The organism is Oricola indica (assembly GCF_019966595.1).
GTDB lineage: Bacteria > Pseudomonadota > Alphaproteobacteria > Rhizobiales > Rhizobiaceae > Oricola > Oricola indica.
This window is the reverse complement of the sequence record NZ_JAINFJ010000002.1, coordinates 264,386-287,378: the sequence shown is the minus strand read 5'-3', so window position 1 is coordinate 287,378 and position 22,993 is coordinate 264,386. Positions and strand designations below refer to the sequence as shown.

Below are 22,993 nucleotides of genomic sequence, written 5' to 3'. Positions count from 1 at the left end.
CCACGGCGGTCACGGCACCGATCGAACCTACTCCGCCGCCTGGACGAGCAGCGGTGAGAGACCGTCGCCGCTCTCCCCCCGGCCGACGCCGTGGTAGCTGAACCCGGCCATGCGAACCACGTCGGGGTTCTGGATGTTGCGCAGGTCAACCATGACCGGAGTGGCCATGGTTTCCTTGAGCCGCGTCAGGTCGAGATTGCGGAAGATCGCCCATTCCGTGACGATGACCACGGCATCCGTGCCCTCGGCGGCGTGATAGGCATCGTCGCAATAGGTCACGTTGGAGAGCAGGTCGCGCGCCTGTTCGGTTCCTTCCGGATCGAAGGCACGAATGCGCGCGCCGGCATCCTGAAGTGCCCTGATCAGCGGCAGTGCCGGAGATTCGCGGACATCGTCCGTATCCGGCTTGAAGGTCAGACCCAAGACCGCGATCGTCTTGCCGCGCACCGACCCGCCGCAGCCGCGGATCACCTTCTTGGAGATGGAGCGCTTGCGCTGGTCGTTGATGGTGACCGTGGTCTCGACGAGGCGCATCGGGCTGTCGGCGTCATGCGCCGTCCTGACGAGCGCCAGCGTGTCCTTCGGAAAGCATGAACCGCCGATCCCCGGACCGGCATTGAGGAACTTGCGGCCGATGCGGTTGTCCATGCCGATGCCTTGCGCCACGTCGAGGACGTCGGCGCCGACTTTCTCGCAAAGATCCGCGATCTCGTTGATATAGGTGACCTTCATGGCGAGGAAGGAATTGGCGGCGTATTTGGTCAGCTCGGCCGTGCGACGGCCGGTCATCAGAATGCGGTCCTTGTCGAGGCCCAGCGGCGCATAGAGATCGCGCATGACGCCGCGCGCGTTCACGTCGTCGGTACCGATCACGATCCGGTCCGGTTCCTTGAAGTCGGCGATGGCCGATCCCTCGCGCAGGAATTCCGGATTGGACACGACCGCAATGTCGGCCGTCGGGTTTCCGCTGCGGATGAGATGCTCGATCTCGTCGCCGGTTCCCACCGGCACCGTCGATTTCGTCACCACGATGGTGCCGTCGGCGAGCATTGGCGCGAGCGTCCGGGCGACCGTGTAGACATGCGTCAGGTCGGCGAGGCCGTCACCCGCGCGCGACGGGGTGCCGACGGCGATGAAGACTGCATCGGCGTCTTTTACCGAGGCTTCGAGATCGGCGCTGAAGGAGAGCCGCTCCGCGCGGACATTATCGGTGACGATCTGTTCCAGCCCCGGCTCGTAGATCGGGATCGATCCTGCGCGCAGCGCGTCGAGCTTGGTCTCGTCGCGGTCGACGCAGATCACATCATGGCCGATATCGGCGAAACATGCGCCGGACACCAGTCCGACATAGCCCGCCCCGATCATCGTGATTTTCATACTGGCCTCTCCTCGACCTTTCGCGATGGCATGCCTGATTGCCTGGCAAGCCGGCCATACCGGATAATCAACGTGATCAATGTGCCCTGATCAATGAACACATCCCTTAGGAAGACGCCACGAGCGAAACTATGGTTTACGCTTCGTTAATTGCGGGATCCGATGTTTAGCCGTTCTATTTATGGCACGTTGTCAGTTCCGGGTCTTCCCGGTGCGAGACAATCCCTGTCGCCGCACGATACACCTGAAAAGAGCGGAAATTCAAGCGGTTGTGACCGCTTTCGACAGACAGGCGGGGCTGGTTGAAGCGTTTTTTGTTCAAATTTTCTGGGTTCCTGTAAACGGCCCTTAAAGCATCCCTGCTAGCGTCCCCCTTGCCGTGAGTGTTCAGGGTATCGGCGACATTTCCCGGGTAAGGCCGGATGCGAATTGTCATGCCCGGATCTGGCGTGATCGGCGACTTGAGTTGAACGAAGTCAGCGCGTTAGCGCCGATCGGTAGTCGATTGGACCGGGGATATTCGCCAGCATGTCGGCATATCGAAACGATACGTCTAGCGACGACTTCACGCCGTGCGGAGGCTCGATCCGGTGGTGCTGATCTCGGTCGTCATATGCACCGTCGATCGCGAGGAGATGGCGCGAAAGACCGTCGATTCCGTCCTTGGACAGTCTCTCGACAGTGAAACCGGAATGGAGATCGTCGTCGTCGACAACTCCGGCGGGGAATCGGCCCATCCCTGGGTATCCGCTCATCCGGCCTTCGGCGAAAAGCTGCGTTATGTCCACGAGCGGGCGGCCGGTATCTCCCATGCGCGCAATGCTGGTATTGCAGCGGCGAGGGGAGCCTATGTCGCCTTTATCGACGACGACGAGGTGGCCAAGCCGGACTGGTTGAAAAATCTCTACCGGGCGATGATCGAGCACGATGCAGATGTCGCGACAGGTCCGGTCTTTCCGGTATTCGAGGATCGCGAGACGCTCGGTTGGGACCCCGAACCCTTCATTTTCAGCACGCATAAGGCGATGCCGACCGGGCACAGGGTTCAATTCGCCCGTGGCGGAAACGTGATGTTTCGCCCTGACCGCTGCTTCGACGTCGCGCCGCCTTTTGATCCGGAGCTGGGATTATCCGGTGGTGAGGATACGCAGCTGATCTACCGCCTGCATCTGCAGGGGCGCAAGATCATCTGGGTCGCCGATGCGGTCGTTCATGAATTCTGGCCGAACGCCAAGGCTATGCTGCCGGCCTTCTTGCATCGCAAGCTGATTTCGGCGCGCAACTCCACCTATGTCCATATCGTCAACGATCGCAATCCGCTGATCGCGACTCTGCGCATCGGCGCGAAGGCGCTCGTACAACTCGCCATTTTTGCCCCGCTGGCCGCATTGAGCGCGCCATTTGGCCGTCAACCTTCCGCGCGTTTCCGCATGCATGTCATGTCGGCCCTCGGCAAGATCACCTACTGGAAGCGCGCGCGCTATTACGGCGGTGCGGGAGAGGCGGGCGCATGACCGGAAATCATCCGGAACCGCGCCGTATCGCGGTCTTCCACCAGGGCTGTGTGCCCGTCTATCGGCGCGGCTTCTTCGAGCACCTGTCGCGCATGTCCGCAAACCGCTACACGGTCTTTCACGGCGCGCCGCCCTCCAACATTTCCCTCCAGGCCGCGAAGCCGCCCTTCGCCTTCGAGAATGTCGGGCTGAACAATCGCGAGCTGAAGATCGGTGGCAGCATCGCCGTCTGGCAGCCGGCTGTCTGGCGATATCTCACGGGCGGATATGACGGCCTCATCGTTGGCCACGAGTTCAAGTTCCTGTCCAGCCTCGTCATGGTCGCCTGTTCCAGGGTTCTGCGCAGGCCAGTCATCTGGTGGGGGTTCGGCTATCGCAAGGCCTACGGCTCCTGGCAGGGCGGTGGCGGACCGGGACTGAAGGACCGTCTCGCCATCTGGGCGGCTGACCGTCTGGCGCGTTTTGGCGACGGCTATCTCGCTTACACGGAAAAGGGTCGCGACCATCTCCTGTCCATCGGCATGGCCGAGGACCGTATCCAGGTCGTCCGCAACACGATCGATGTCGAAGAGCAGGTGAAGCTGGCTCAGGCAGTCGCAGACGTGCCGGATCGGGAGATCAGGGCGGAATTCGGCCTGAAGCCGGATTCGACCGTGTTTCTCTATGTCGGCCGCCTCGTGCCCCGGAAGCGCGTCGACCTGCTGATCGATTTCGCGAAACGCTTTCCCGATGTCGGCGGCAAGCCCGTCGAGGTTCTAGTCGTCGGCGACGGCGAAGAGATGCCGAAGCTCCGTGAGCAGGCCAGCGGAACGGACAATGTTCACTTCACGGGCGCCATCGACCCGTCCGACATTCGGATCGCGAAAGCGATGAAGGTCGCCTGCGCCGTCGTCATTCCCGGATATCTGGGTCTGGCGATCAATCACGCCTTCGCCCATGCCCGCCCCGTCGTCACGCAAAAGCATGATTTCCACAGCCCGGAGATCGAGTATCTGACGGAAGACTACGACGCCCTGCTGATCGGCGGCGACGAAGAAGCGTTTTGCGAAGGTCTTGCCGCCTTCGCGGCATCGCCCGACGAACAGGCCCGTCTCGCGGCCAATGCCGGCAAGACGCGCGAGAGCCTGCGCATCGGGCAGATGGTCGAAGCCTTTGACGGTTTCGTGAGCCGGATCGTCCCGGCGCCGGGAGGTGCGCGATGAACGCCGTGACCGCCCACCTGAAGAGTGCCGGCCTCGGCGACCGGTTCGTCCGCCGCTTTGCGCCGCTCTATTCCGGTTTCCGCCGCGAACTCGAACTGTTCGACCGCGCCGGTTTCGAAGAACGCAGCCGCCTCCAGCAGCGCCTGATCGACGAGACGCTCGCCGGCGCGGCAAGGCTTCCGGGCTATGCGCGCTTTGACGGGTTGCCGCTTTGCGAATGGTCGCATGTCGACAAGACGATGCTCCAGTCCGGGCAGGCGGATTTCGAAAGTGCCGGCGGGTTGTTCGCGACGAACGCCCAGACCAGCGGCTCGTCCGGCGTGCCGCTCTCGGTCCGGCGCAGCTTCGCCTCCGTCGTCTTCGAGCAGGCTGCCATCGATCACGTCGTCTCGCTGGCGGGAGGGGATTTCGCGCGCGACCGTGTGGCGGTCTTCCGCGGTGAGGCGATCAAGGATCCGTCCGATAACGAACCGCCCTTCTGGCGGGTCCAAAGCGGCGGCCGTGTCATGAATTTCTCGGTGGCTCATCTCCATCGCGACCGCGCGGGCCTGTTTCTCGATACCTTGCGCGAATTTCGTCCGGGCGTGCTCTGGGCCTATCCCTCGGCGCTCGAACTGCTCGTGAACATCATGGAGGACAATGGAAGCCGCCTGACGGTTCCTGTCATCCTGACCTCCTCCGAAGTGCTGACCGACGACTTGCGCGCCCGCGCGGAAAGCCTGTTTCAGGCGCGGGTGGCGGATTATTACGGCCAGGCCGAGCGCGTCTGCTTCGCCTACGCGCTCGAAGCTGGCCAGTATCGCTTCATGCCCGCTTACGGGGCCGTCGAACTTGATGCGCTGGACGGGTACTCCGGCGCGCGGTTCGCCATTTCGGCAACCAATCTGCGCAATGCGGCGCAGCCTCTCGTGCGCTACCGCATCGGCGACGTCGCCGTTCTCGACGGCGCGACAGGCCGCCGCGAGCGTGAGGAAGTCGCCCTTGGGCTGAGATCGTTCGCCCGCATCGAGGGGCGTGAGAACGACTATCTCCTCGCCCCCGACGGCACCCGGCTGATCGGCATGAACCACATACCGCGCGGCATCGAAGGCCTTCTCCAGATGCAGCTTCGCCAGGACGCGCCCGATCATATCCGCGTTCTGGCCGTGCCGCGCGCGAAGCCCGGCGAAGCGCTGGGCCGGGAAATCGCCGAACGGGTCACGTCGCGCCTGCCTGAGGGCATGCGCGTGGATGTTGAATTCTGCGATGCCATTCCCCGCCAGCCGGGGGGCAAGCAGCCATTTGTGGTGCGCAGCGCGGACCTTTGAGTGACGCAGAAACACGCGGCGGGGGTGAAACGCAGTCCCCATCCTCGCCGTGAAACCGAAACAGGGATCGGAAGTGGCAGACGAATGAAAATTTCAGTGTTCGGACTTGGCTATGTCGGCGCCGTTACGGCCGCGTGCCTTTCACGCGACGGCCACCTTGTCGTCGGCGTGGACCGGCAGCAGGTCAAGGTGGACATCGTCAATGGCGGCAAGTCGCCGGTCGTCGAGGACTATGTCGGAGAACTGATCGGCAACGGCGTCGCCAGCGGCAAGCTGCGCGCGACCACCGACACGCAGGAAGCCATCGACGCGACGGACATGTCGCTGATCTGTGTTGGCACGCCGAGCCGCAGGAACGGTTCGCTCGATACGGATGCGGTGATGCGCGTCTGCGAGGAGATCGGCGCTGCCATCGCGAAGAAGAACCGGCCGCACGCGGTCGTCCTGCGCTCGACGGTGCTGCCGGGCACGATGCGCGACATCGTGATCCCGACCTTGCGCGAGCACGCCGGAAACGCGCCGGGACTGGTCATCGGCAACAACCCGGAATTCCTGCGCGAGGCGACGGCTGTCTATGACTACGACAATCCCCCGAAGATCGTCGTCGGGTCGGAGACGGAAGAAGACGCCGCCGCGATCGCCGAGATATACGAACACATCGACGCGCCGCTTTTCCTGACCTCCGTCGAGGTCGCCGAACTCGTGAAATATGCCGACAACGCCTGGCATGCAGTGAAGGTCGTCTTCGGCAACGAGATCGGAAACATCTCGAAGGCGGTTGGCGTCGACAGCCACGATGTGATGCGTATCTTCTGCAAGGACGAAAAGCTCAACATCTCGCCCCGCTACCTGATGCCGGGCTTCGCCTTCGGCGGATCGTGCCTGCCGAAGGATGTGCGCGCCTTGTCCTACAAGGGCCGCTCGCTCGATCTCGATTTGCCGATGCTCGAAAGCGTGATGCGCTCCAACGAGAACCAGATCGACCGGGCCTTCGAGGACATCATGGCCTATGGCAACCGCAAGATTTCCGTCTTCGGCATTTCCTTCAAGGCCGGCACGGACGATCTTCGCGAAAGCCCACAGGTGACGCTGGTCGAGAAGCTTCTCGGAAAGGGCATGGATGTCCGCATCTACGACCGCTACGTGAACTTCGCCCGCCTCTACGGCGCGAACCGCGATTTCATCCTCAACAAGATCCCGCACATCTCCTCGATCCTGCTCGACGATTTCGATGCCGTGCTCGCCCATGGCGAGACTCTGGTCATCGGCAATGCCTCGCCGGAGTTCGAGGAACTGCCCGACCGCGTCGCGCCGGAGCAGCGGATTTACGACCTCGTGCGTCTGAAAAAACGCATGCACGCCGATGCGCAATATGAGGGTGTCAATTGGTAGTCGCCGGGCATCCCGGCCGCTTCCTATCCCGCGGCGGGACTGCCTTCAATTTTAATGATCCGCTTAACGTTTCGGTAACCGAATTCGGTGGCGCAACCCGCGTATTTGGGGGGCTCTCGTTGAATAAAGACCGGGAAATCCTTGATGTCCAGACAGCCCGAACGCCGGCGTGGCGGACGGGTGGAATGCGAGCGCAGTGGGGAGCGCCTAACCGGATCGTTCAACAGGTGCAACCGTGAAATATATTACCAGCAAAGAACTGGAAGCGACAACCGACAGGTCATTCGATCGCCGGGTACTGATCGTCGTCGAGAACCTTCCCGTCCCGTTCGACCGAAGGGTCTGGTCGGAAGCAACGACCTTGCGCGCGGCCGGCTACACCGTGTCGGTCATCTGTCCGACCGGCAAGGGCTTCGACGCGCCTTACGAGGAAATCGACGGTATCCATATCTATCGCCATACGCTTCCGCTCGATGCGCGCGGTGCGCTTGGCTATCTGCGCGAATATTCCTCCGCGCTCTTCCATGAGGCGCGGCTGGCCTTCAAGGTGAAGCGCCGGCACGGCTTCGATGTCATTCACGGCTGCAACCCGCCTGATCTCATCTTCCTGGTCGCGTGGCTGTTTCGGCCGTTCGGCGTGCGTTTTCTGTTCGATCACCACGACATCAGCCCGGAGCTTTTCGAGGCGAAGTTCGGCAAGCGCGGCCTGCTCTACCGTGTGACCCGTTTCTTCGAGAAACTGACCTTCAAATCCGCGATGGTCTCCATCGCCACCAACGATTCCTACAAGGATATCGCTGTGCGGCGCGGCGGCATGGAGCCCGACGATGTTTTCGTGGTCCGTTCCGGACCGAAGATCGAGAAGCTGCAGATCCGCGAGCCGAAGCCGGAACTGAAGAAGGGCTTCAAGCATCTCGTCGGCTATGTCGGTGTAATCGGGGCGCAGGAGGGCATGGACCTCCTGATCGACGCGGCGGAGCATGTCGTGCGCGACCTGGGCCGTGACGACATCCAGTTCGGGATCGTCGGCGGCGGGCCCGAGCTCGAAACCATCCAGACGGATGTGCGTCAGCGCGGACTGGAGAAATATTTCACCTTCACGGGGCGGGCCCCTGACGATCTTCTGCTCGACATGCTGAACACGGCCGACATCTGCGTCAATCCGGACCGGGTCACGCCGATGAACGACCTGTCGACGATGAACAAGATCCTCGAATACATGACGCTGAAGAAGCCGATCGTGCAGTTCGACATGCATGAGGGCCGCGTCTCCGCCGGCGAGGCTTCCGTCTATGCCGCAAAGAACGACCCCCGCGATTTCGGTGACAAGATCGTCGAGTTGATCGACGATCCCGAGCGCCGCCGGGCCATGGGCGAAATCGGCCGCAAGCGCATCATCGACATGTATTCCTGGGATCACTCGGTCCCGATGCTGCTCGCTGCCTATGATCGAATGTTCGAGAAAATCGGACAGAAGGTCCGCCCGGGCGCACGCGCAAAGGACAATCCCGCCCCCTCCGTGGTGACGCCGGAGCGCCCGCTCTATCGTAAGACCGTGGAGAAGTCCCATTGATGGCAACACAGGGCGCATTGGGGCGCGTTGCCTGGTACGCCAATCGCCTTTCGGCGATGAGCGGCCCGGAGATCGTCCATCGGGTCGGTGAATCCTGGAAGAAGCGCGCCGCGAGCCGCTGGAGTCCGGGCTGGGCATCCCATGCGCAACCGGATGGGCCGCTGCCAGTTCTTCCGGCCGAATGCGACGTTTCCGACGCGGACGAGGACGTGCTGGCGCGATGGCGCGACGTTGCCGACCGGGCGATGGCGCGCCGGTTTTCCTGCCTCGGCGTCGAATGGCCCGGCGACCGCTTCGACTGGCATCTCGATCCGGTATCGGGCCGTCTCTGGCCGAGCGACCGCTATTGCTTCGCCATCGAATACCGCCACACGGCCGATTATGGCGACGTGAAATATGTCTGGGAGGTTAACCGCCTCCAGCATATCCAGACCGTCGCGGCGCTGGCGAAAGCCACCGCAAATCAGGAACTCGCTGATTTCGCCGCCGCCGAGATCATGGATTGGATTGAAGCCAACCCGCCATATCTCGGCATCAACTGGACGTCGGGAATAGAACTGGCGTTGCGCGCCGTCTCGGTGCTGACGGTCACGCGAATGCTCGGCCCGAATGCCTTTTCGGACAGGGCCCGAAGCCCGATCAGGGCCTTTCTCGCAGCGAGCGCCGAATGGCTTCAGCGCTACCCGTCGGGCTTTTCCTCCGCCAACAACCACCTCGTCGCCGAGGCGGTCGGCCTGTTTGTCATCGGCGCCGCCTATGCAGACCATCCGCGTTCGGCCCAATGGCAGGCGCGTGGCCGCGCGGTGCTTGAAAGGGAAATCGGCAAGCAGATATTCGCCGACGGCGTCGGAGCCGAACAGTCCCCGACCTACACCTCCTTCACGCTGGAACTTTACCTTGTCGCCGTCAGGGCGGCCGAGGCGCTCGAAAAGCCGTTCTCGCCCGCCGTCTACGACCGGCTTGCCAAGGCAGGTGAGGCGCTGCGTCTCTTCATCGACGAAAACGGCCATGCCCTGCGGATCGGCGATGACGACGAAGGCCGCGTCGTCGGCGAAGATCCCGAAAGCGAGCCGTTCTACGCCGCATCCGTCCTCGCTTCTGTCGCCGCGATCTGCGACCGCGAGGATATCGCGCCGCCGGTCGCGCCGGCGAACCTGCGCGGATTGCTGCTCGGTCGGCTCGTGGCGGAAAACGCGCCGCGGGGCGTTCGGACCCTGAACGATGGCGGTTACACGGTTCTGCGCGACACGGTGCATGGCAAGGAACTGATCCTGGCCATGGATCATGGTCCGCTCGGCTATCTCTCCATCGCGGCTCACGGCCACGCCGATGCGCTCGCCTTGTGGATGCGTTACGGCGGCGAGCCGCTCCTGGCCGACGCCGGCACCTATCTCTACCATTCGGGTGGTGCCTGGCGCGACGCGTTCCGGGGAACGGCCCTTCACAACACCATGACTGTCGAGGGCGTCGATTCCAGCCGGATCGCCGGCGCATTCAACTGGAAGACGAAAGCCGTCTCCACCCTCGACGACGTGGAAACGGCGGTTGATCGCTTCGCCTGCAAGGCCAGCCATGACGGCTATCTCGAACGCTTCGCCGTCCGCCATCACCGCGCTCTCAAGCGCGTGTCGCCGGACCGCTTCGTCGTCGAGGATCGTCTGGAAGGCGAACACGGAAAAGCGCTGGACGTGGCGATCGGATTTCTCGCGGGCGAGGGCGTATCGATCCGGCAGGCCGGCGAGGGCGTTTTCGAGTTCGTCTCCGGCGATACCGCACTCATGCGGCTGTCGGGTACGGGCGGACTTGCCCCGCGCCTTGTCCGCGGCGACGAGGATGAAAAACTCGGCTGGCTGTCGCCGCGCTTCGGCGTGAAACTGCCGGCGTGGCAACTGCGCTTCGAGGGCAAACTGACCCCGGGACGGGTTCATTCAACCGAACTGGTGCTGCTGTGATCCGCCGCGCGCTTCAATCCGTCCTCGGGTTCGCCATGCTCGTGGCCCTCCTGTCGGCATCCCCTTCCGCATTCGCGGATCCTGGGTTCAAGCGGGGCATCAATATCGGTCGCATGTATGGATCGCCGGCAAGGGACGCCGACAACCCGGGCAAGTTCCTCTGGCCGCCCTTTCGCGGAGAGCTGTCAAAGGTGAGCGACATCGAATTGCAGCGCCTCCATGCGCTTGGCTTCGATTTCGTGCGCCTGACGGTTGCCCCGGCTCCGTTCCTCGAGATCGATGAGGCGAGGAGAGCCGTCCTCATGGATACGCTCATGGAGTCGGTCAGCCGCATTCGCGCGACCGGCCTTGGTGTCCTCGTCGATCCGCACCCCGTCCACGGCAAAGCCCGCTGGACCGCTGAATCAATCACGGCGTCGACGGATGGCGACCAGTTCCTGGCCTACAAGGACTGGCTCGCGGACATGGCGAAAAGGCTTGCGAGCCTCGATGACCGGAAACTGGCGCTCGGCCTGATGAACGAACCGCAACGCGATTGCCATATACAGTTCGGCACCGACTGGACGGACGTCCAGCCGCTTCTCTATGCGACTGTCCGCGATATCGCACCGGACCTGACAGTGGTGCTCACCACCGGCTGCTGGTCCGGGTTCGACGGCCTGAAATATCTCGACATGGCCGGTTTCGACGACAACACGATCGTCGACCTGCATTTCTATTCGCCGATTTCATTCACGCATCAGGGGCTACCCTTCGCCGGCGATCCGATGCCGTACATGTCGGGGGTCCGGTATCCGGGAACTGGCCACAGCGCGCAAGCCACACTTGATCAATCGCGGCAACTGATTGATCTGCTGATCTCGGGTGGGCGTGACATTCCCGACGGCGCGTTCGAACGTCTCGAGAAGCGCATCCGCGCCTATTACGAGGCTGCGCCCGCTATCGATCGGGACTTTATCGCTGGTCATTTCAGCGGCGTGAGCGACTGGGCCAGCAGTCATGGCGTTGATCCCGGTCGTCTCCTGATCGGAGAGTTCGGCACTGCATGGCCGGTGCGCGGTATGCCGGACAATCCGGATCGTTACGTCTGGCTGGAGGATGTCAGGCGGGTCGCCGAGGAAGCGGGTTTCGGCTGGGCGTTCTGGGAGTACACGCGCGGCAATGGCTATCCGGGCTTCGGTCTCGTTCTCGACAACGATACGCGCGAGATCGACATCGGATCGGTAAAGGCACTTGGCCTCGACGCTGCCCCGACGGCTCAATGGGAATTGCGCGGCACGGTCGGCGCGATCCAGTGAACCTGTCGGGGTGTTGGGCCAATTCGTAACGAAATTGCGCTACGACGCGGCCAGTTGAACTTTGTCGGCAAGGAATGCGGCCTGGTCCGCGCGAAATGAACTCGCCCGCGAGGCTGAACAGAAAACGAGAATGAGACGTCTATTTGAATTGGCAAACCGGTACCGATCTTCCGCGCTCGTGCGGAATACGGTGACCTATACGTTCAATTTCGGTCTCCAACTGGTTATTCAGTTCACCTATTTCATGATGATTTCCCGATATCTGGGACCGGTGAGTTATGGCGTCTTTGTCACCTTGTCGGCGGTCAGCGGTATCGCCAACACGATCACGGGCCTTGGCAGCGATCATGTTCTGATCCAGCGGGTTGCGGTCACCCCCTCGAATTTCGCGAGATATTTCGGGCACGCTCTGGTGCTGCTGGGCGGGACTTTGCCTCTCGTGGCCGCTGCCGTGATGGTGATCGGTCATTCGATCATTGGTGACCATCTCGCCTTTCCCGCGTTTCTCGCGATCATATCCGCACATCTCGTTTGCGGCAGGCTCGCTTCGCTGTGCTCCAGCATCTTCATGGCCTTTGACCGGGCCCGGTTGCAAATGCTGGTCAATGTCGGCCTGGCGGTCATGCGCGCGTCCTTCCTGTTGCTGGCGATCCTCTTGCATGACCAGCTGACCCTCGAAATCTGGGCGTGGTGGTATCTGGCCGCCTCGGCGATCAGCGCGGTTGTCGCGATAATATTGGTGCTCGTGGTTTGCGGTGCGCCGCGTCTGAACATCATACGGGCGGACTTGCCACTCGGACTGCAATTCTGCCTGGAGTTCATGGCGATCAACAGCGTCGGCGATCTGGACAAACCGACCGTTTCACACTTCCTCGGCCCTGGCGCGGCAGGTGCATACGCCGCCGGTCTGAAGATCGTCGATGCCGCATCGGCTCCGATCAGGGCGCTCCTCTACGCGACCTATACGCGGCATTTCCGCAATGCAGCGGCCAGCCGTGCCGACAGTGTCGGCTTCGGTGTGAAGCTGCTGCCCTTCTCGCTCGCGATGTCGCTGGCCATCGCAGTCGTCCTGTTCGTTGGCGCAGACTACGTGCCCTATGTGATCGGTCACGACTTCGACGGCACGCCGCAGATCATCAAGCTGTTCGCGCTCTATCCGCTGCTGCACGGCATCTCCGGGATCGGCGCGGACATTCTGCGTGCGGTCGGAAAGCAGCATATCCGGATCCTCCTGCTGGTTGTCACGGCGCTCATGATGGTGCCGGCGATCTGGACCGGTGCGGTTCTCGGCGGTCTCGTCGGCGCGGCGGTGGCGCGTCTCGTGTTGCAGGTCGGGCTCATCGCGGCGACCTGGCTGTTCCTGTTGCAGGAGAAACGCGCCGTCCAGCCGGCGGAATAGGGGATTACTGCAGGGCCTTCAGCACGGCGTCCCGATTGGGGAACCGGTCGAGGAAGGCGCGTCCCAGCGGCTTTTCGGCGTAGCCCCTCGCGACTTCCTGCAGCACATCTATGCCGTAATCGTAGTTGGTTTCGATCACGAGCGGGCCGTTCTCCGACAGCGCGATATCCCACCCGAGGGCGCGGAACGGGGCCATGCATTCCGCCGCCTTGCTTGCCGTGGAAATGACCTCGTCCCAAAAAGGGATGACGAATGTTTGCGGATCGATCCCGAACAGGTCCTCGAGGTCGTGGTAGCGTCCGCCGTAGCGCGCTTCCTGTTTCGCATCGCTCGAGAACTTGCCGGTCTCCAGATCGATCCCCGCCATGTATCCGCCGCCGGTCGAGTTGTCGGTAACGCTTCCCGGCGGACCGATCTTGAGGGCTGCGGCGTTGAACCGCGTGACGCCGTCGTCGCCGATAAAACTGTCGATGCGGACCGAATTGACGGAAGTCGGATTGAAGCGGTCGAGATCCGGGTGCTGGACGATCGTTTCCTGGATCAGGAACTCGTCCCAGAATTCTCCGAAGCGAGTGGTGAAAACAAGCATTCGGAACGCGCTGAGATCGAGCGTTTCTCCCTCATGCACAAGCGCGCCGTCCTCTACCGCCATCTTGAATACTGCCGCGCCGGAACCGCCGCTGCGCGGCTTGACGATTATGCCGCGCGGCAGGTTCATCGCTTCGACCCGGGCAAGGAAGTCCGGAAAAGCCACCATGTTCCCGTCACGATCCATCAGCTTCTCGCGGTCGAGCCGGAACAGCGTATTGGTGCCCGCAATGCCTCCCCCGATAAGCATGTCTTCCATCTGCAGCTTGTCCTGCAGCCTGCCGCGATCGCCATCGGCATTGGCGCGGTCGCGGGTCTCATGCAGCAATTCCGTCGGCAGGTAGCGGAATATTTCGTCGCCGACTTGCCGGCTGTAAAGCCCGTGCTTGAGATACTGGTAGGGAAGGTAGCGGTAGAGCCGCATCAGTCGATAAAGCTCGATGGACTGGCGCAGAATCGACTTCTTGTCGCGCGCCCTGAGATAGACCGGAAAATCCTCGGTCAGCACGCGTTTGTAACGGTCGAATTTCGACATGACGGGTTACTCGCTTCGGCGGCATCCACGATGAACGGCGATCCGGCTTTGCGATCATCAGCGGACTCTTGCCGCTTCCCCCGATCCCGACTTGCGCGCGACCGTACGCATCGGGAGCGGAAGGCCGGCGCCTCTGCTCTCAATTCGTCGAAGTCGGACATTTAGCGCATTCTCGTCGCCGAGCAACTAGGCCGTAGACTCATAAACACGGAGCCACAGCCGCATTGAGGCGAGTTGGATCATGGCGAGGAAGTTCTCGGCAAGCTTGTCGTAACGGGTGGCGACCCGACGGAAGTGTTTCAGCTTGGAGAAGAACCGTTCGATGAGGTTCCGCTCGCGGTAGAGCCACGTGCTGAAGTATGGTTTCGACCTCCGGTTAGCTTTGGGTGGGATGTTGGCGAACGCGCCTTTCTCCCGGAGAGATACACGGATACGGCCGGCGTCATAGGCTTTGTCTGCCAGTACGATTGTCCCTGCGCGAACATGATCGAGCAGATCGTCGGCGGCCTGTCCGTCGTGGCTTTGCCCGGCGGTCAGGCGCAGCCGGATCGGTAGGCCTTGCCCATCGACGACCGCATGGATTTTGGTCGTGAGGCCGCCTCGGGAACGACCGAGACAATGATCTCGACCCCCCTTTTTGCCGTCGCGGCCTGTTGGTGCGCCCGGATGGAAGTGCTGTCGATCATCTGGATGTCGCCTTCATGCGCAGCTGTGATGGCATCCATCATCCGGTCCCAGACGCCAGCCTTCCGCCATCGGACGAAGCGGTTGTAGCAGGTGGTGCGCGGGGCCATAGCGCTCGGGCAGGTCACGCCACGGTGCACCGGATCGCAGCACCCAGAAGATGCCATTCAGCACACGGCGGTCATCGACACGCGGCACACCTCGTGGTTTGTTAGGCAGGAGCGGTTCAATCAAGCGCCACTCGAAGTCGGTCAGATCATATCGGCTCATGCCGGCGCTGAATCAGATCATCGCGAAAAAGTGAAGCTATGGCTTCGCCTCACCACGCATCAGGGCATCGGCCTGCTCCAACAACGCGCTCGTCGGCTCAAGCGGAACAAGGTCAAGTTCGGACAATGCATCAACAAGTTCATCGTGGGCCAACCCAAATTCATTGTGGGCTATGAAATCTGTTACGATGTGCGCTTGCTCCACTCCAAGCCTATGCCGCTCAATCTCCAAGGCGCTATCCAGCAAGCGAGCCAACTCCCGCCATTTTCGTCGCTGATCGAAGATGCCCATCCCCTGACGATATAGCCCCGACCGATCCCGTTCAATCTGAGACCGCTTTCTCAGCCGTTTATGGGTTCACGGCCTAGCAGCCGTGCCGCAGAGAAACTCTTACAAGGCTGCGAGTACCTTGTCCCGATTGGGGAATTGCTCCAGGAACGCGCGTCCCAGCGGCTGATCTGCATAGCCGCCGGCCAGATCCTGCAGCACATAGACACCATAGTCGTGGTTTGCTTCGATGACCACGGGTCCGTCCTTGGCGACCGCGATATCCCAACCCAGCGACCGGAAAGGGGCCACGCACTTCGCGGCCCTACGCGCGGTCGTCAGCAGATCCTGCCAGTACGGAACCGCGAACGTATCGGGATCGATTCCGTACAGCTCTCTCATGTCGTAATTCTTGCCGCTGTCATGGGCATAGCGCCTTGCGCCGCTGGTAAAATGTCCCGTAGCGAGATCGAGACCGGCCATGTACCCGCCGCTCGAACCGTTGTCCGTGACGCTGCCCGGCACGCCGATCTTCAGTGCGGCGGCATTGAACGACACCTTGCCGTCGTCGTCGATGAATGTGTCGATGCGGACGGTGTTCACGGACGATGCGTTGAGGCGGTCGAGATCCGGATGTTGGACGATCGTTTCCTGGATGACGAACTCTTCCCAGAATTCGCCGTGGCGCGTCGTGTACACGAGTGTTCGAAAGGCTTCGAAATCGAGGGGCTCACCCTCGTGGATGAGGATGCCGTCCTCGACATCCATCTTGAAGACCGCGGCTCCCGATCCGCCATCGCGCGGCTTCACGATCATGCCTCTCGGCAGTGCCATCTCGCCGACCCTGTCGATGAAATCCTTGAATTCGACCTGATTGCCCTCGAGGTCAACGATGCCGGACTTTTGCAACCGAAACAGGGTCTTTGTGGTGGGTACCCCGCCGTCGCACAACATTTTCTCCTGTTGCAACTTGTCGTGGAGCGCTTCCTTGTCGCCTCGGGCGTTCAGATTGTTGCGGGTGAGGTGCAGCAATTCCGGCGGAATGTAGCGGTAGATTTCCTTGTCGAAACCGCGTCGATACAGTCCGTGCTTGAGGTACTGATATGGAAGATATCGGTACATCCGCATCAGCCGGTAGATCTCCATCGCCTGTCGAATGACTGGCTTTCGGTCGCGGGCTTTCAGATAGACGGGGAAATCCTCGTTGAGGATGCGCTTGTAGCGGTCGAACTCTATCATATGGTCTTCTTCGTCCGATTGTGCCCGTGAGCGGGCAGGGATTGTCCTTCATGCCAATCAGCCGCGTCTGTAATCCGTGGCGATTCCGTCAATGGGCGGTGTCGGCTCCCCGGTGATCCGGATCGCTGTCGCGGTGATGATTTTCATTCCGTATTTCGGGTATCTCTTGCGGCTTCCCCTCCGAGCAAGTCGGAACTCTTGTTTATAAATATCGGAGATGTCAGGTACTGAACAGATATGGCTAAGACAATATAAATTGGCCCTATGGGAAATTTATGATTAACGGAAAAATCCGATATTTGACTAAAATTCAAATGCAAAGAATTTTGACTGCCGAGCACCTTTGACTGACGAACGCCGTTTCTTGCGTCAAACCGTTTGGCACAGTCGGCGGAGGGCTCTGCCGCGAATCGAAAACGATGCTATCGTTTCGGGCGACTCGCGGCCCCGGCCGTGACGCCAATCACTTGAAAGGGTCGCATGGCGGACGACTACTACTCCAGGGTGACAGAAGCGGCTACGGATGCGGACTCGCGCCGTCTGTTGCACTGGATACCCGCAATCATCTTCGCCTATGTCTTCCTGCTTTCGCCCTTGATCGTTCAGGCGATGGCGCCGTCGGAGTCGACCAACGTCAACGTGGCTGGCGCGCAATCGAACCCAGCCAACCAGCTGTTCTGGATCGGCATGCTCGCTCTGACCCTGATCGCGGTGAGGCGGGACTTTGGTGCTGCGTTCCGCTTGCTCCGTGATCCAGTCGTTGTTCTCGTCGTCGCCTATCTCGCATTTGCCGCGATGAGCCTGCTTTGGTCCTACGCCCCCACGATCAGTTTTCGCAGGCTCGTCCTGCAGGCCATCGTCGTGCTGTCCGTCATCCTGCCGAGCGCGCTGGCGACGGACCGTGACCGGATGCTCGAGCGTATTCTGTCGGTAATCGTAATGGCTGTCGTGCTCAATTTCGTCGTGGTGCTGGCCACTCCGCCCGGTCCGCTCGGGCATGAGGGCATCTACGACCACAAGAACACGCTAGGCTCAATGATGATGTTCGCGATCTGCCTTTGTCTCTATGGCGCGGCGACCCGGCGCGGGACTTTGCGCATCGTGTTTCTCGCGTGCGTCGTCATGGCATTCGTCGCGCTTGTGGAAAGTCGGTCGAAAACCTCGCTCGGCCTGGCAGTCATGATGCCGGCCCTGACCTTCATGGCAATCGCGATCGCGAGGCCGGTGCGAATGAACGTAGCCGCGTTTGTTCTTTTTGCTGCCGTTTTCGCCATCGCGGCGTGGTTCTACATTTCTGCCCTCACGGGCTACACCTTCGCCGACATGTCGATGTTGCTCTTCGGCGATACCACCTTCACTGGGCGTACGATTATCTGGGAATTCGTGCTGGATGTGATTTCACGCAGTCCGCTGGTCGGACAGGGATACGCTGCATTCTGGGGCGTCGGGGCGGGATCGATCGTTGATACTGAAGCGCCGGCGCTGGTCGCCCGGCTGCAGCAGGCGCATAACGGTTTTCTGGACGTGTTCGTCGAAACCGGCCTGATCGGCCTCATCATCTTGCTTGCGCTGATCGTCGCCACTCTTCTGTCGGCTGCGAAATCCCTTGAGCGGCAACCGGCGCTTTGTTGGCTGGCGATTACGCTGGTGTTGATCGTCGTCAGCCACAACATGCTGGAGAGCAGCCTGTTTCGCAGCTACTCGCTGGCTTGGCTGCTGTTTCTGTTCGCGGCATTTCTTCCGCGAGCCGGCGATTTCGACCGCGCGGCGAACGCGAAACCGCGGGGCTGAGCGCTTTTATAAATTGACGGATGCCGTTTTTAAGGCGCCGCGCCGCCTATCCGGTCCGTTTCAATCCGAATTCCTCGGCGAATTCCTTGCTGACAGGTCCGGCCGGTGTGAATCTTCGCAGCAATGCGCGTCGCCAGCCGACATTGCCGGTCTGTACGGAGATGTTTTCCGAATTGTTCATCATGTAGGCGACGGCGCGAAATGGAACCGGAGCCAACGGACGCCCCTTACCGGCGAACAGCGCTTCATGGGTGGGGTGAAAATTGTTGATAGTTTCCCTGAAGAGCGTGGTTTCGTCGCGGTAGGGAATCTCGGGCAGATCTTCCACCTCCCAGCGGATCACCGAGCAGCTTCCCGACAATTTGTTGAAGCGCGGGGCTTTCCTGACGAGCTGTCGACCGTAGTCGTATTCATATCCATCCTTGACCACATATCCGTAGGGATTGGCGTCATTCAGGACATGAGCGACAAGCCTGCGGCTTACAAGGTCGTCGGCGTCTAGATCCATCGCGTAGCCACCCCCTTCGGCGCGCAGCCTTGCGGCGAGAACCTCGCGCTTCTTGTGCTTGTCGACGACGAATTCGTCTTTGTAGAGCGGCGGAGGAAAATCGACCTGTACATAGGTCAGCCGGGGATCATCGTTGAAGCGCGTTTCCGGAATGTCGTGGCAGGCCACGAAGACCCTGAAACTGTCGTTGCTCTGGTTGAAGACCGAGGACAGCGTCTGCTCGAAAAACCTGGTGACGAGCGCCCAGTCTTTCGAGACTTTTCGGGACTTCAAGGGAATGTTGAAGAAGAACAACGCGGATTACCTTGCCTGGCCGGGATATTTCAAACGGCGTGAAGTCGCATGCGACTGGGCTTCATCTCGGGATTTCCCACCTGCACCTGGACCGATGCTGTTTCTGAACGGATCGATTGGCGATCCACACGGATTGGACCACGAACCGATTAAGTTACCGTCAACAGGCCCCGCACGCGGGCGCTCGCCTGCGCCGGCCGAGATAAGCCGCTGGCGTCGTTAGCGAAGTAATAACCAGACTTGTGTACGGATCGTTAGGAATAATTTGTGCTCTCTAGGACGTGCGTATGCAAGCTTCCCGCCAAATGTCGTTAGGACCGGTCGGGCTCGATATCTGGGCCATTCTGACCGTGCTGCGCCGGCGTCTGCACTTTGTCGTGCTGACGGCGGCCGCGTTCGTTGTCGTGACGATCATTTATGCGCTGATGGCGACGCCGGTCTACGTGTCGACCGCGAGCCTGTTGATTGATCCGGACGCGCGTCAGCCTTTCGACGACCCGAATATACCCAAGCGCGGGATCGACGAGGGCAGCTACATCGAAAGCCAGGTCGCGGTGATTGGATCGGACTCGGTCTTGCGGCCTGTTGTGCGACATTTCAATCTCAAGGCCGACGACGAATTCGGCGATGGCGGCGCCAGCACTTCTCTGCTCGACCTTTTGGGTTTCGGAAGCTCGGATAGCGGACCGACCGATGAAATCGCGCGCGAAAACGCGGCGGTCAGCGCGTTGTCAAAAGCGGTCTCCGCCAGCCGTGTCGGCACCACCCGTGTCATCAGCGTGTCCGTGGAAAGCGGGAGCGCCGAGAAATCCGCGAAGCTCGCGCAAGGTATCGCCGAAAGCTACCTCGCTGATCGGCAGCGCGACAAGCAGCTCTCGTCTGCCGGTATCGACGAGCAGATCCAGGAACGACTTGCCGAGCTTCGCGACCGGATGCGTACCGCTGAGGTCGCCGCGCAGGAATACAAGGCGGCGAACCGGCTTCAGAGCACCGGCGAGGACGGCCTGCTCACGAGCCAGGAACTGGCTGGCTTGAGTACGCAACTGACTGAGGCCAGGGCGATGCTAGCGGAGAAGCAGGCGCGCTACGACCAGCTCACTGCCTTCGTCAAGGGCGGTGTCAGCGCCAACTCCATCAACGAGATTTCCACCTCGCCGAATGTCGCCGAATTGCGGTCGCAATATACGACCGCCGTGCGCACCGTCGCCAATCTCGAAGCGGAGTTGCTTCCGCAACATCCCCGCCTGATCGGTGCGCGCTCCGAGGTTCGCAGGCTTGAGGGATTGTTGCAGGCGGAAGCGCAGGATGCAGCCGATGCGGCGAAGGTCGAACTGGGTATTGCGCGGGTGCGTGTGGCGAATCTCTCAAGCGCAATCGAAATGTCGCGTGACCGAAGCGACAGCGGCGACGCCGCGATGATCCGACTGCGCGAGCTTGAGTCGGACGCCCAGGCATCGCGAACGATCTACGAAAGCGCCTTGTCGCGCGCCAATCAGATATCGACGCTTGACGAAGTCGTCATTCCTTCTGCGCGGATCATCGGCCCCGGCCTGCCGGCCAAGAGCCCGGTCTGGCCGAAAAAGAAGCTTCTGGTGATACTGGGCGGGTTTTTCGGCGTGATGGTTGGCGTGGCGCTGGTCATCGGCGGCGAAGTTGCCCGGCAGCTTGCTGCAATCCTGCGCAACAAGACCGCCGAGGTCGAAGAGACGGAACCTGCCGCCGATTATGAGCTGCCGCCGTCCCGTATCGAAGACAGCCCGGTCTACGCGGAATTCGATCGGCCCAAGCGGATGGACGTCGAACCGGATCCCGAAAAGGCGGCCCGGGTGGACACTGCGTTCGACCGCATCGAGGCGAAACGGCCCGCGAGCGGAACGCCGTCGCCGCGCCATTCCCGCGGTTCCGCGGGTTTCTCGCTTCTCAATGTCGGCGGCGGCGCGAAGTAATCGTCAGATCCGCGTCAGTCGCGGATGCGCCGCGCGATGTCGCGCAGCTTCTCCAGCACCGCATCCCGCGCGTCGATCGGCGTGAGGTTATGGTCTGCATGAGATATGAATGACAGCTTGATATTCGGATATTTCGCAAGCCCGTCGAAGGCGTCGCCGAACCACATCTCCAGATCGCGCGGACCTTCATCCTCGTTCGAATAGATAAGCTCCACGGCCGTGCCGCGATCCCGCAGGGTTGCGAAGCGGGTGTTCAATATGTGGCCCAGTTGCCCGTGCCAGGTGAGGCGGCCGAGCAGCGGTGCCAACGCCCGGTCTGCCTCCCGATAGACGCCCTCGGTGAGTTTTGCCACGATCTTGCGAACGGGCACCTGCCCCGTCAGGATCTTCCGTAGCGATTTTCCGTCAGACAGTCGGCGCTTGTATGCTTCCAGCGCCCGAACCGGCCGGCCGAACTCCTTTTCGAAATCCGCGCGCGTATCCCAGACCAGCCGTCGCGCATTGATGATCGCGGTGCCCGAAACCCGTTCGTCCGCCGCTGCGGAAATCCCGGCAAGATATGAGCCGCTGCAGCGGCCCACGAGGATCACTCTCTCGATCCCGTGTCCGTCGAGCAGCCAGTCGATGGCCTGTTTGACATCGCCGATATGAGTATCGGTGTACATCACCTCAGGCGCCTGACCCGGCCTGAGCCGTGTTTCGCCGATGCCGGTGACGTCTATCCGGAAGCCGGCATGCCCCTCGCGGGCAAGCGTTCTCGCGAAATCCACCACCATGCGGCCCCAGCCGATCGAGTGGTCCAGCCCCGTATTGAGAAACAGGTAAGCCGTTCCCGAGGGCGCTCTTGTCGGCTCCGTGAACACGCCAAACATGTCGTGGTCGGGACCGAAGCGCAGCAGCGTTTCCCGGAAGTCCGGGCCCGAAAGCTCTGCAGGAAGGTCCCTGTCTGGGCGAGGCATGACGCTCTCGAAAGGGAAATTCGTCGAGCACCAGGCGACCACCTTATCGATGATGTCGTCGATGACGATCGAAAAGACGGAGTCGCTGACATAATCCGCGTAGCGTTCGAACGGGATCGTGTCCGGTGTTAACCCGCGATCCGCCAGGATTTCGGCCAGCATGTCATCGCCGCCATGGTCGTCGCGCGCGACCAGCAGGACTTTCCCCGCGCGAGGCGTCCAGTCCTTGGTCAGGTCAAGCGCGCGGACTTCCTTCGTCGTCGCTGCCGACAGCACGAAACCGCCGGCCATCAGCCCGCCTTCCGGACCGTCGGATGCGCTTACCAGGAAGGATGGCTTGGTCATCGCCGTCCATGCCGTGAGCTCGCGCAGATACGTCCGGCCCTGGATCACCGGCGCCATCAGCACCAGCCCGTCGAGATCGGTGTCGCGGGCAAGGTCTCCCGCCAGCGCGCCGCCGAGACCCTGGCCGATGACGATGATCCGGCGCGGCTCTGTCAGCCGGCGCAGTTCCTCCAGTGCCCGCTTCACGCTTTTTCGCCAGGCGGTCTCGTCGTCAAGATCGGCGCTTGCACCCAGCGAATGGCCAGTCGCCGGATAGTCGAAGCGCAGGCAGGGAAAACCGGCCGCTGCAAGCCGCTCGGCGAGCAGCCGGATCGACTTGTGCGTGCACAGTTCCTCATAGCCCCACGGGCTCAGCAGCAATACGGCCGTATCGCCGTCAGCCGCGTGGAAGAAGCCGGCCATTCCGTCGAAGACGAGCGGCGTGGCGGGTGCCGAGGCGTCGAGAGCCGTGTTGCTTATAGTTCCGGGTGCGGGTGCGATATTCATGGGCGCGCGCCTTTGAAACCGGGGTTCGGGCCGCCGGTCCCCTGAAAACTTGGAAGGAGTGTGTTCG

Annotated in this window: 16 protein-coding genes and 1 pseudogene; 10 read left to right on the top strand and 7 right to left on the bottom strand. The window is 61.6% G+C overall.

Annotated features, from left to right (window positions below; translation table 11 throughout):
- Nucleotides 1-27: 27 nt before the first annotated feature.
- On the bottom strand, nucleotides 28-1,377 hold the full coding sequence (locus LC343_RS06855; protein ID WP_223476364.1) for a UDP-glucose dehydrogenase family protein: 1,350 nt from the start codon (nucleotides 1,375-1,377) through the stop codon (nucleotides 28-30).
- A 572-nt stretch (nucleotides 1,378-1,949) separates the two neighbouring features.
- Between LC343_RS06855 and LC343_RS06850 the strand changes: the two genes are divergently transcribed.
- From LC343_RS06850 to LC343_RS06815, 8 genes are all read left to right on the top strand, one after another.
- Complete coding sequence (locus LC343_RS06850) at nucleotides 1,950-2,891, top strand: glycosyltransferase family 2 protein (protein ID WP_223476363.1); 942 nt, start codon at nucleotides 1,950-1,952, stop codon at nucleotides 2,889-2,891.
- Nucleotides 2,888-4,093, top strand: a complete 1,206-nt coding sequence (locus tag LC343_RS06845) for a glycosyltransferase family 4 protein (protein WP_223476362.1) — start codon at nucleotides 2,888-2,890, stop codon at nucleotides 4,091-4,093. The genes LC343_RS06850 and LC343_RS06845 overlap by 4 nt, the downstream gene beginning before the upstream one ends.
- On the top strand, nucleotides 4,090-5,400 hold the full coding sequence (locus LC343_RS06840; protein ID WP_223476361.1) for a phenylacetate--CoA ligase family protein: 1,311 nt from the start codon (nucleotides 4,090-4,092) through the stop codon (nucleotides 5,398-5,400). The genes LC343_RS06845 and LC343_RS06840 overlap by 4 nt, the downstream gene beginning before the upstream one ends.
- An 84-nt stretch (nucleotides 5,401-5,484) precedes the next feature.
- Nucleotides 5,485-6,792, top strand: coding sequence for a nucleotide sugar dehydrogenase (locus LC343_RS06835; protein WP_223476360.1), 1,308 nt, complete (start codon nucleotides 5,485-5,487; stop codon nucleotides 6,790-6,792).
- Between the two features lie 235 nt (nucleotides 6,793-7,027).
- A complete protein-coding gene (locus tag LC343_RS06830; RefSeq protein WP_223476359.1) occupies nucleotides 7,028-8,365 on the top strand; it encodes a glycosyltransferase family 4 protein in 1,338 nt (445 codons plus the stop codon).
- A complete protein-coding gene (locus LC343_RS06825) occupies nucleotides 8,365-10,317 on the top strand; it encodes a heparinase II/III family protein (protein WP_223476730.1) in 1,953 nt (650 codons plus the stop codon). The genes LC343_RS06830 and LC343_RS06825 overlap by 1 nt, the downstream gene beginning before the upstream one ends.
- 191 nt (nucleotides 10,318-10,508) lie before the next feature.
- On the top strand, nucleotides 10,509-11,615 hold the full coding sequence (locus tag LC343_RS06820) for a glycoside hydrolase family 5 protein (RefSeq protein ID WP_223476358.1): 1,107 nt from the start codon (nucleotides 10,509-10,511) through the stop codon (nucleotides 11,613-11,615).
- A gap of 130 nt (nucleotides 11,616-11,745) precedes the next feature.
- On the top strand, nucleotides 11,746-13,014 hold the full coding sequence (locus LC343_RS06815) for a lipopolysaccharide biosynthesis protein (RefSeq protein WP_223476357.1): 1,269 nt from the start codon (nucleotides 11,746-11,748) through the stop codon (nucleotides 13,012-13,014).
- Nucleotides 13,015-13,018: 4 nt separating this feature from the next.
- Here LC343_RS06815 and LC343_RS06810 read toward each other — a convergent pair whose 3' ends face one another.
- The 4 genes and pseudogenes from LC343_RS06810 to LC343_RS06795 form a co-directional block, all read right to left on the bottom strand.
- Complete coding sequence (locus tag LC343_RS06810) at nucleotides 13,019-14,137, bottom strand: sugar-transfer associated ATP-grasp domain-containing protein (RefSeq protein ID WP_223476356.1); 1,119 nt, start codon at nucleotides 14,135-14,137, stop codon at nucleotides 13,019-13,021.
- A gap of 186 nt (nucleotides 14,138-14,323) precedes the next feature.
- Nucleotides 14,324-15,091 (bottom strand): annotated as a pseudogene (locus LC343_RS06805) (IS5 family transposase).
- A 36-nt stretch (nucleotides 15,092-15,127) separates the two neighbouring features.
- Entirely contained in the window at nucleotides 15,128-15,337 is a 210-nt protein-coding gene (locus LC343_RS06800) for a hypothetical protein (RefSeq protein ID WP_223476355.1), read from the bottom strand.
- Between the two features lie 144 nt (nucleotides 15,338-15,481).
- Entirely contained in the window at nucleotides 15,482-16,597 is a 1,116-nt protein-coding gene (locus tag LC343_RS06795; RefSeq protein WP_223476354.1) for a sugar-transfer associated ATP-grasp domain-containing protein, read from the bottom strand.
- A gap of 480 nt (nucleotides 16,598-17,077) precedes the next feature.
- Between LC343_RS06795 and LC343_RS06790 the strand changes: the two genes are divergently transcribed.
- Complete coding sequence (locus tag LC343_RS06790; RefSeq protein WP_223476353.1) at nucleotides 17,078-18,388, top strand: O-antigen ligase family protein; 1,311 nt, start codon at nucleotides 17,078-17,080, stop codon at nucleotides 18,386-18,388.
- Between the two features lie 46 nt (nucleotides 18,389-18,434).
- Here LC343_RS06790 and LC343_RS06785 read toward each other — a convergent pair whose 3' ends face one another.
- The gene (locus tag LC343_RS06785) at nucleotides 18,435-19,169 is read right to left on the bottom strand and encodes a hypothetical protein (protein WP_223476352.1); all 735 of its coding nucleotides are present in this window, start codon (nucleotides 19,167-19,169) and stop codon (nucleotides 18,435-18,437) included.
- A gap of 308 nt (nucleotides 19,170-19,477) precedes the next feature.
- Here LC343_RS06785 and LC343_RS06780 point away from each other — a divergent pair, with 308 nt between their 5' ends.
- Entirely contained in the window at nucleotides 19,478-21,136 is a 1,659-nt protein-coding gene (locus LC343_RS06780; RefSeq protein WP_223476351.1) for a GumC family protein, read from the top strand.
- Between the two features lie 14 nt (nucleotides 21,137-21,150).
- Here the strand turns inward: LC343_RS06780 and LC343_RS06775 are convergent, their stop codons facing one another.
- Nucleotides 21,151-22,926, bottom strand: a complete 1,776-nt coding sequence (locus LC343_RS06775; protein WP_223476350.1) for an alpha/beta hydrolase — start codon at nucleotides 22,924-22,926, stop codon at nucleotides 21,151-21,153.
- Nucleotides 22,927-22,993: the final 67 nt, after the last annotated feature.

What these genes read in the sequence shown, in the direction of transcription:
- LC343_RS06855 (WP_223476364.1), bottom strand. Translation starts at nt 1,377, where the DNA reads ATGAAAATCACGATGATCGGGGCGGGCTATGTCGGACTGGTGTCCGGC.
- LC343_RS06845 (WP_223476362.1), top strand. Translation starts at nt 2,888, where the DNA reads ATGACCGGAAATCATCCGGAACCGCGCCGTATCGCGGTCTTCCACCAG.
- LC343_RS06840 (WP_223476361.1), top strand. Translation starts at nt 4,090, where the DNA reads ATGAACGCCGTGACCGCCCACCTGAAGAGTGCCGGCCTCGGCGACCGG.
- LC343_RS06835 (WP_223476360.1), top strand. Translation starts at nt 5,485, where the DNA reads ATGAAAATTTCAGTGTTCGGACTTGGCTATGTCGGCGCCGTTACGGCC.
- LC343_RS06825 (WP_223476730.1), top strand. Translation starts at nt 8,365, where the DNA reads ATGGCAACACAGGGCGCATTGGGGCGCGTTGCCTGGTACGCCAATCGC.
- LC343_RS06815 (WP_223476357.1), top strand. Translation starts at nt 11,746, where the DNA reads ATGAGACGTCTATTTGAATTGGCAAACCGGTACCGATCTTCCGCGCTC.
- LC343_RS06810 (WP_223476356.1), bottom strand. Translation starts at nt 14,137, where the DNA reads ATGTCGAAATTCGACCGTTACAAACGCGTGCTGACCGAGGATTTTCCG.
- LC343_RS06795 (WP_223476354.1), bottom strand. Translation starts at nt 16,597, where the DNA reads ATGATAGAGTTCGACCGCTACAAGCGCATCCTCAACGAGGATTTCCCC.
- LC343_RS06790 (WP_223476353.1), top strand. Translation starts at nt 17,078, where the DNA reads ATGGCGGACGACTACTACTCCAGGGTGACAGAAGCGGCTACGGATGCG.
- LC343_RS06780 (WP_223476351.1), top strand. Translation starts at nt 19,478, where the DNA reads ATGCAAGCTTCCCGCCAAATGTCGTTAGGACCGGTCGGGCTCGATATC.
- LC343_RS06775 (WP_223476350.1), bottom strand. Translation starts at nt 22,926, where the DNA reads ATGAATATCGCACCCGCACCCGGAACTATAAGCAACACGGCTCTCGAC.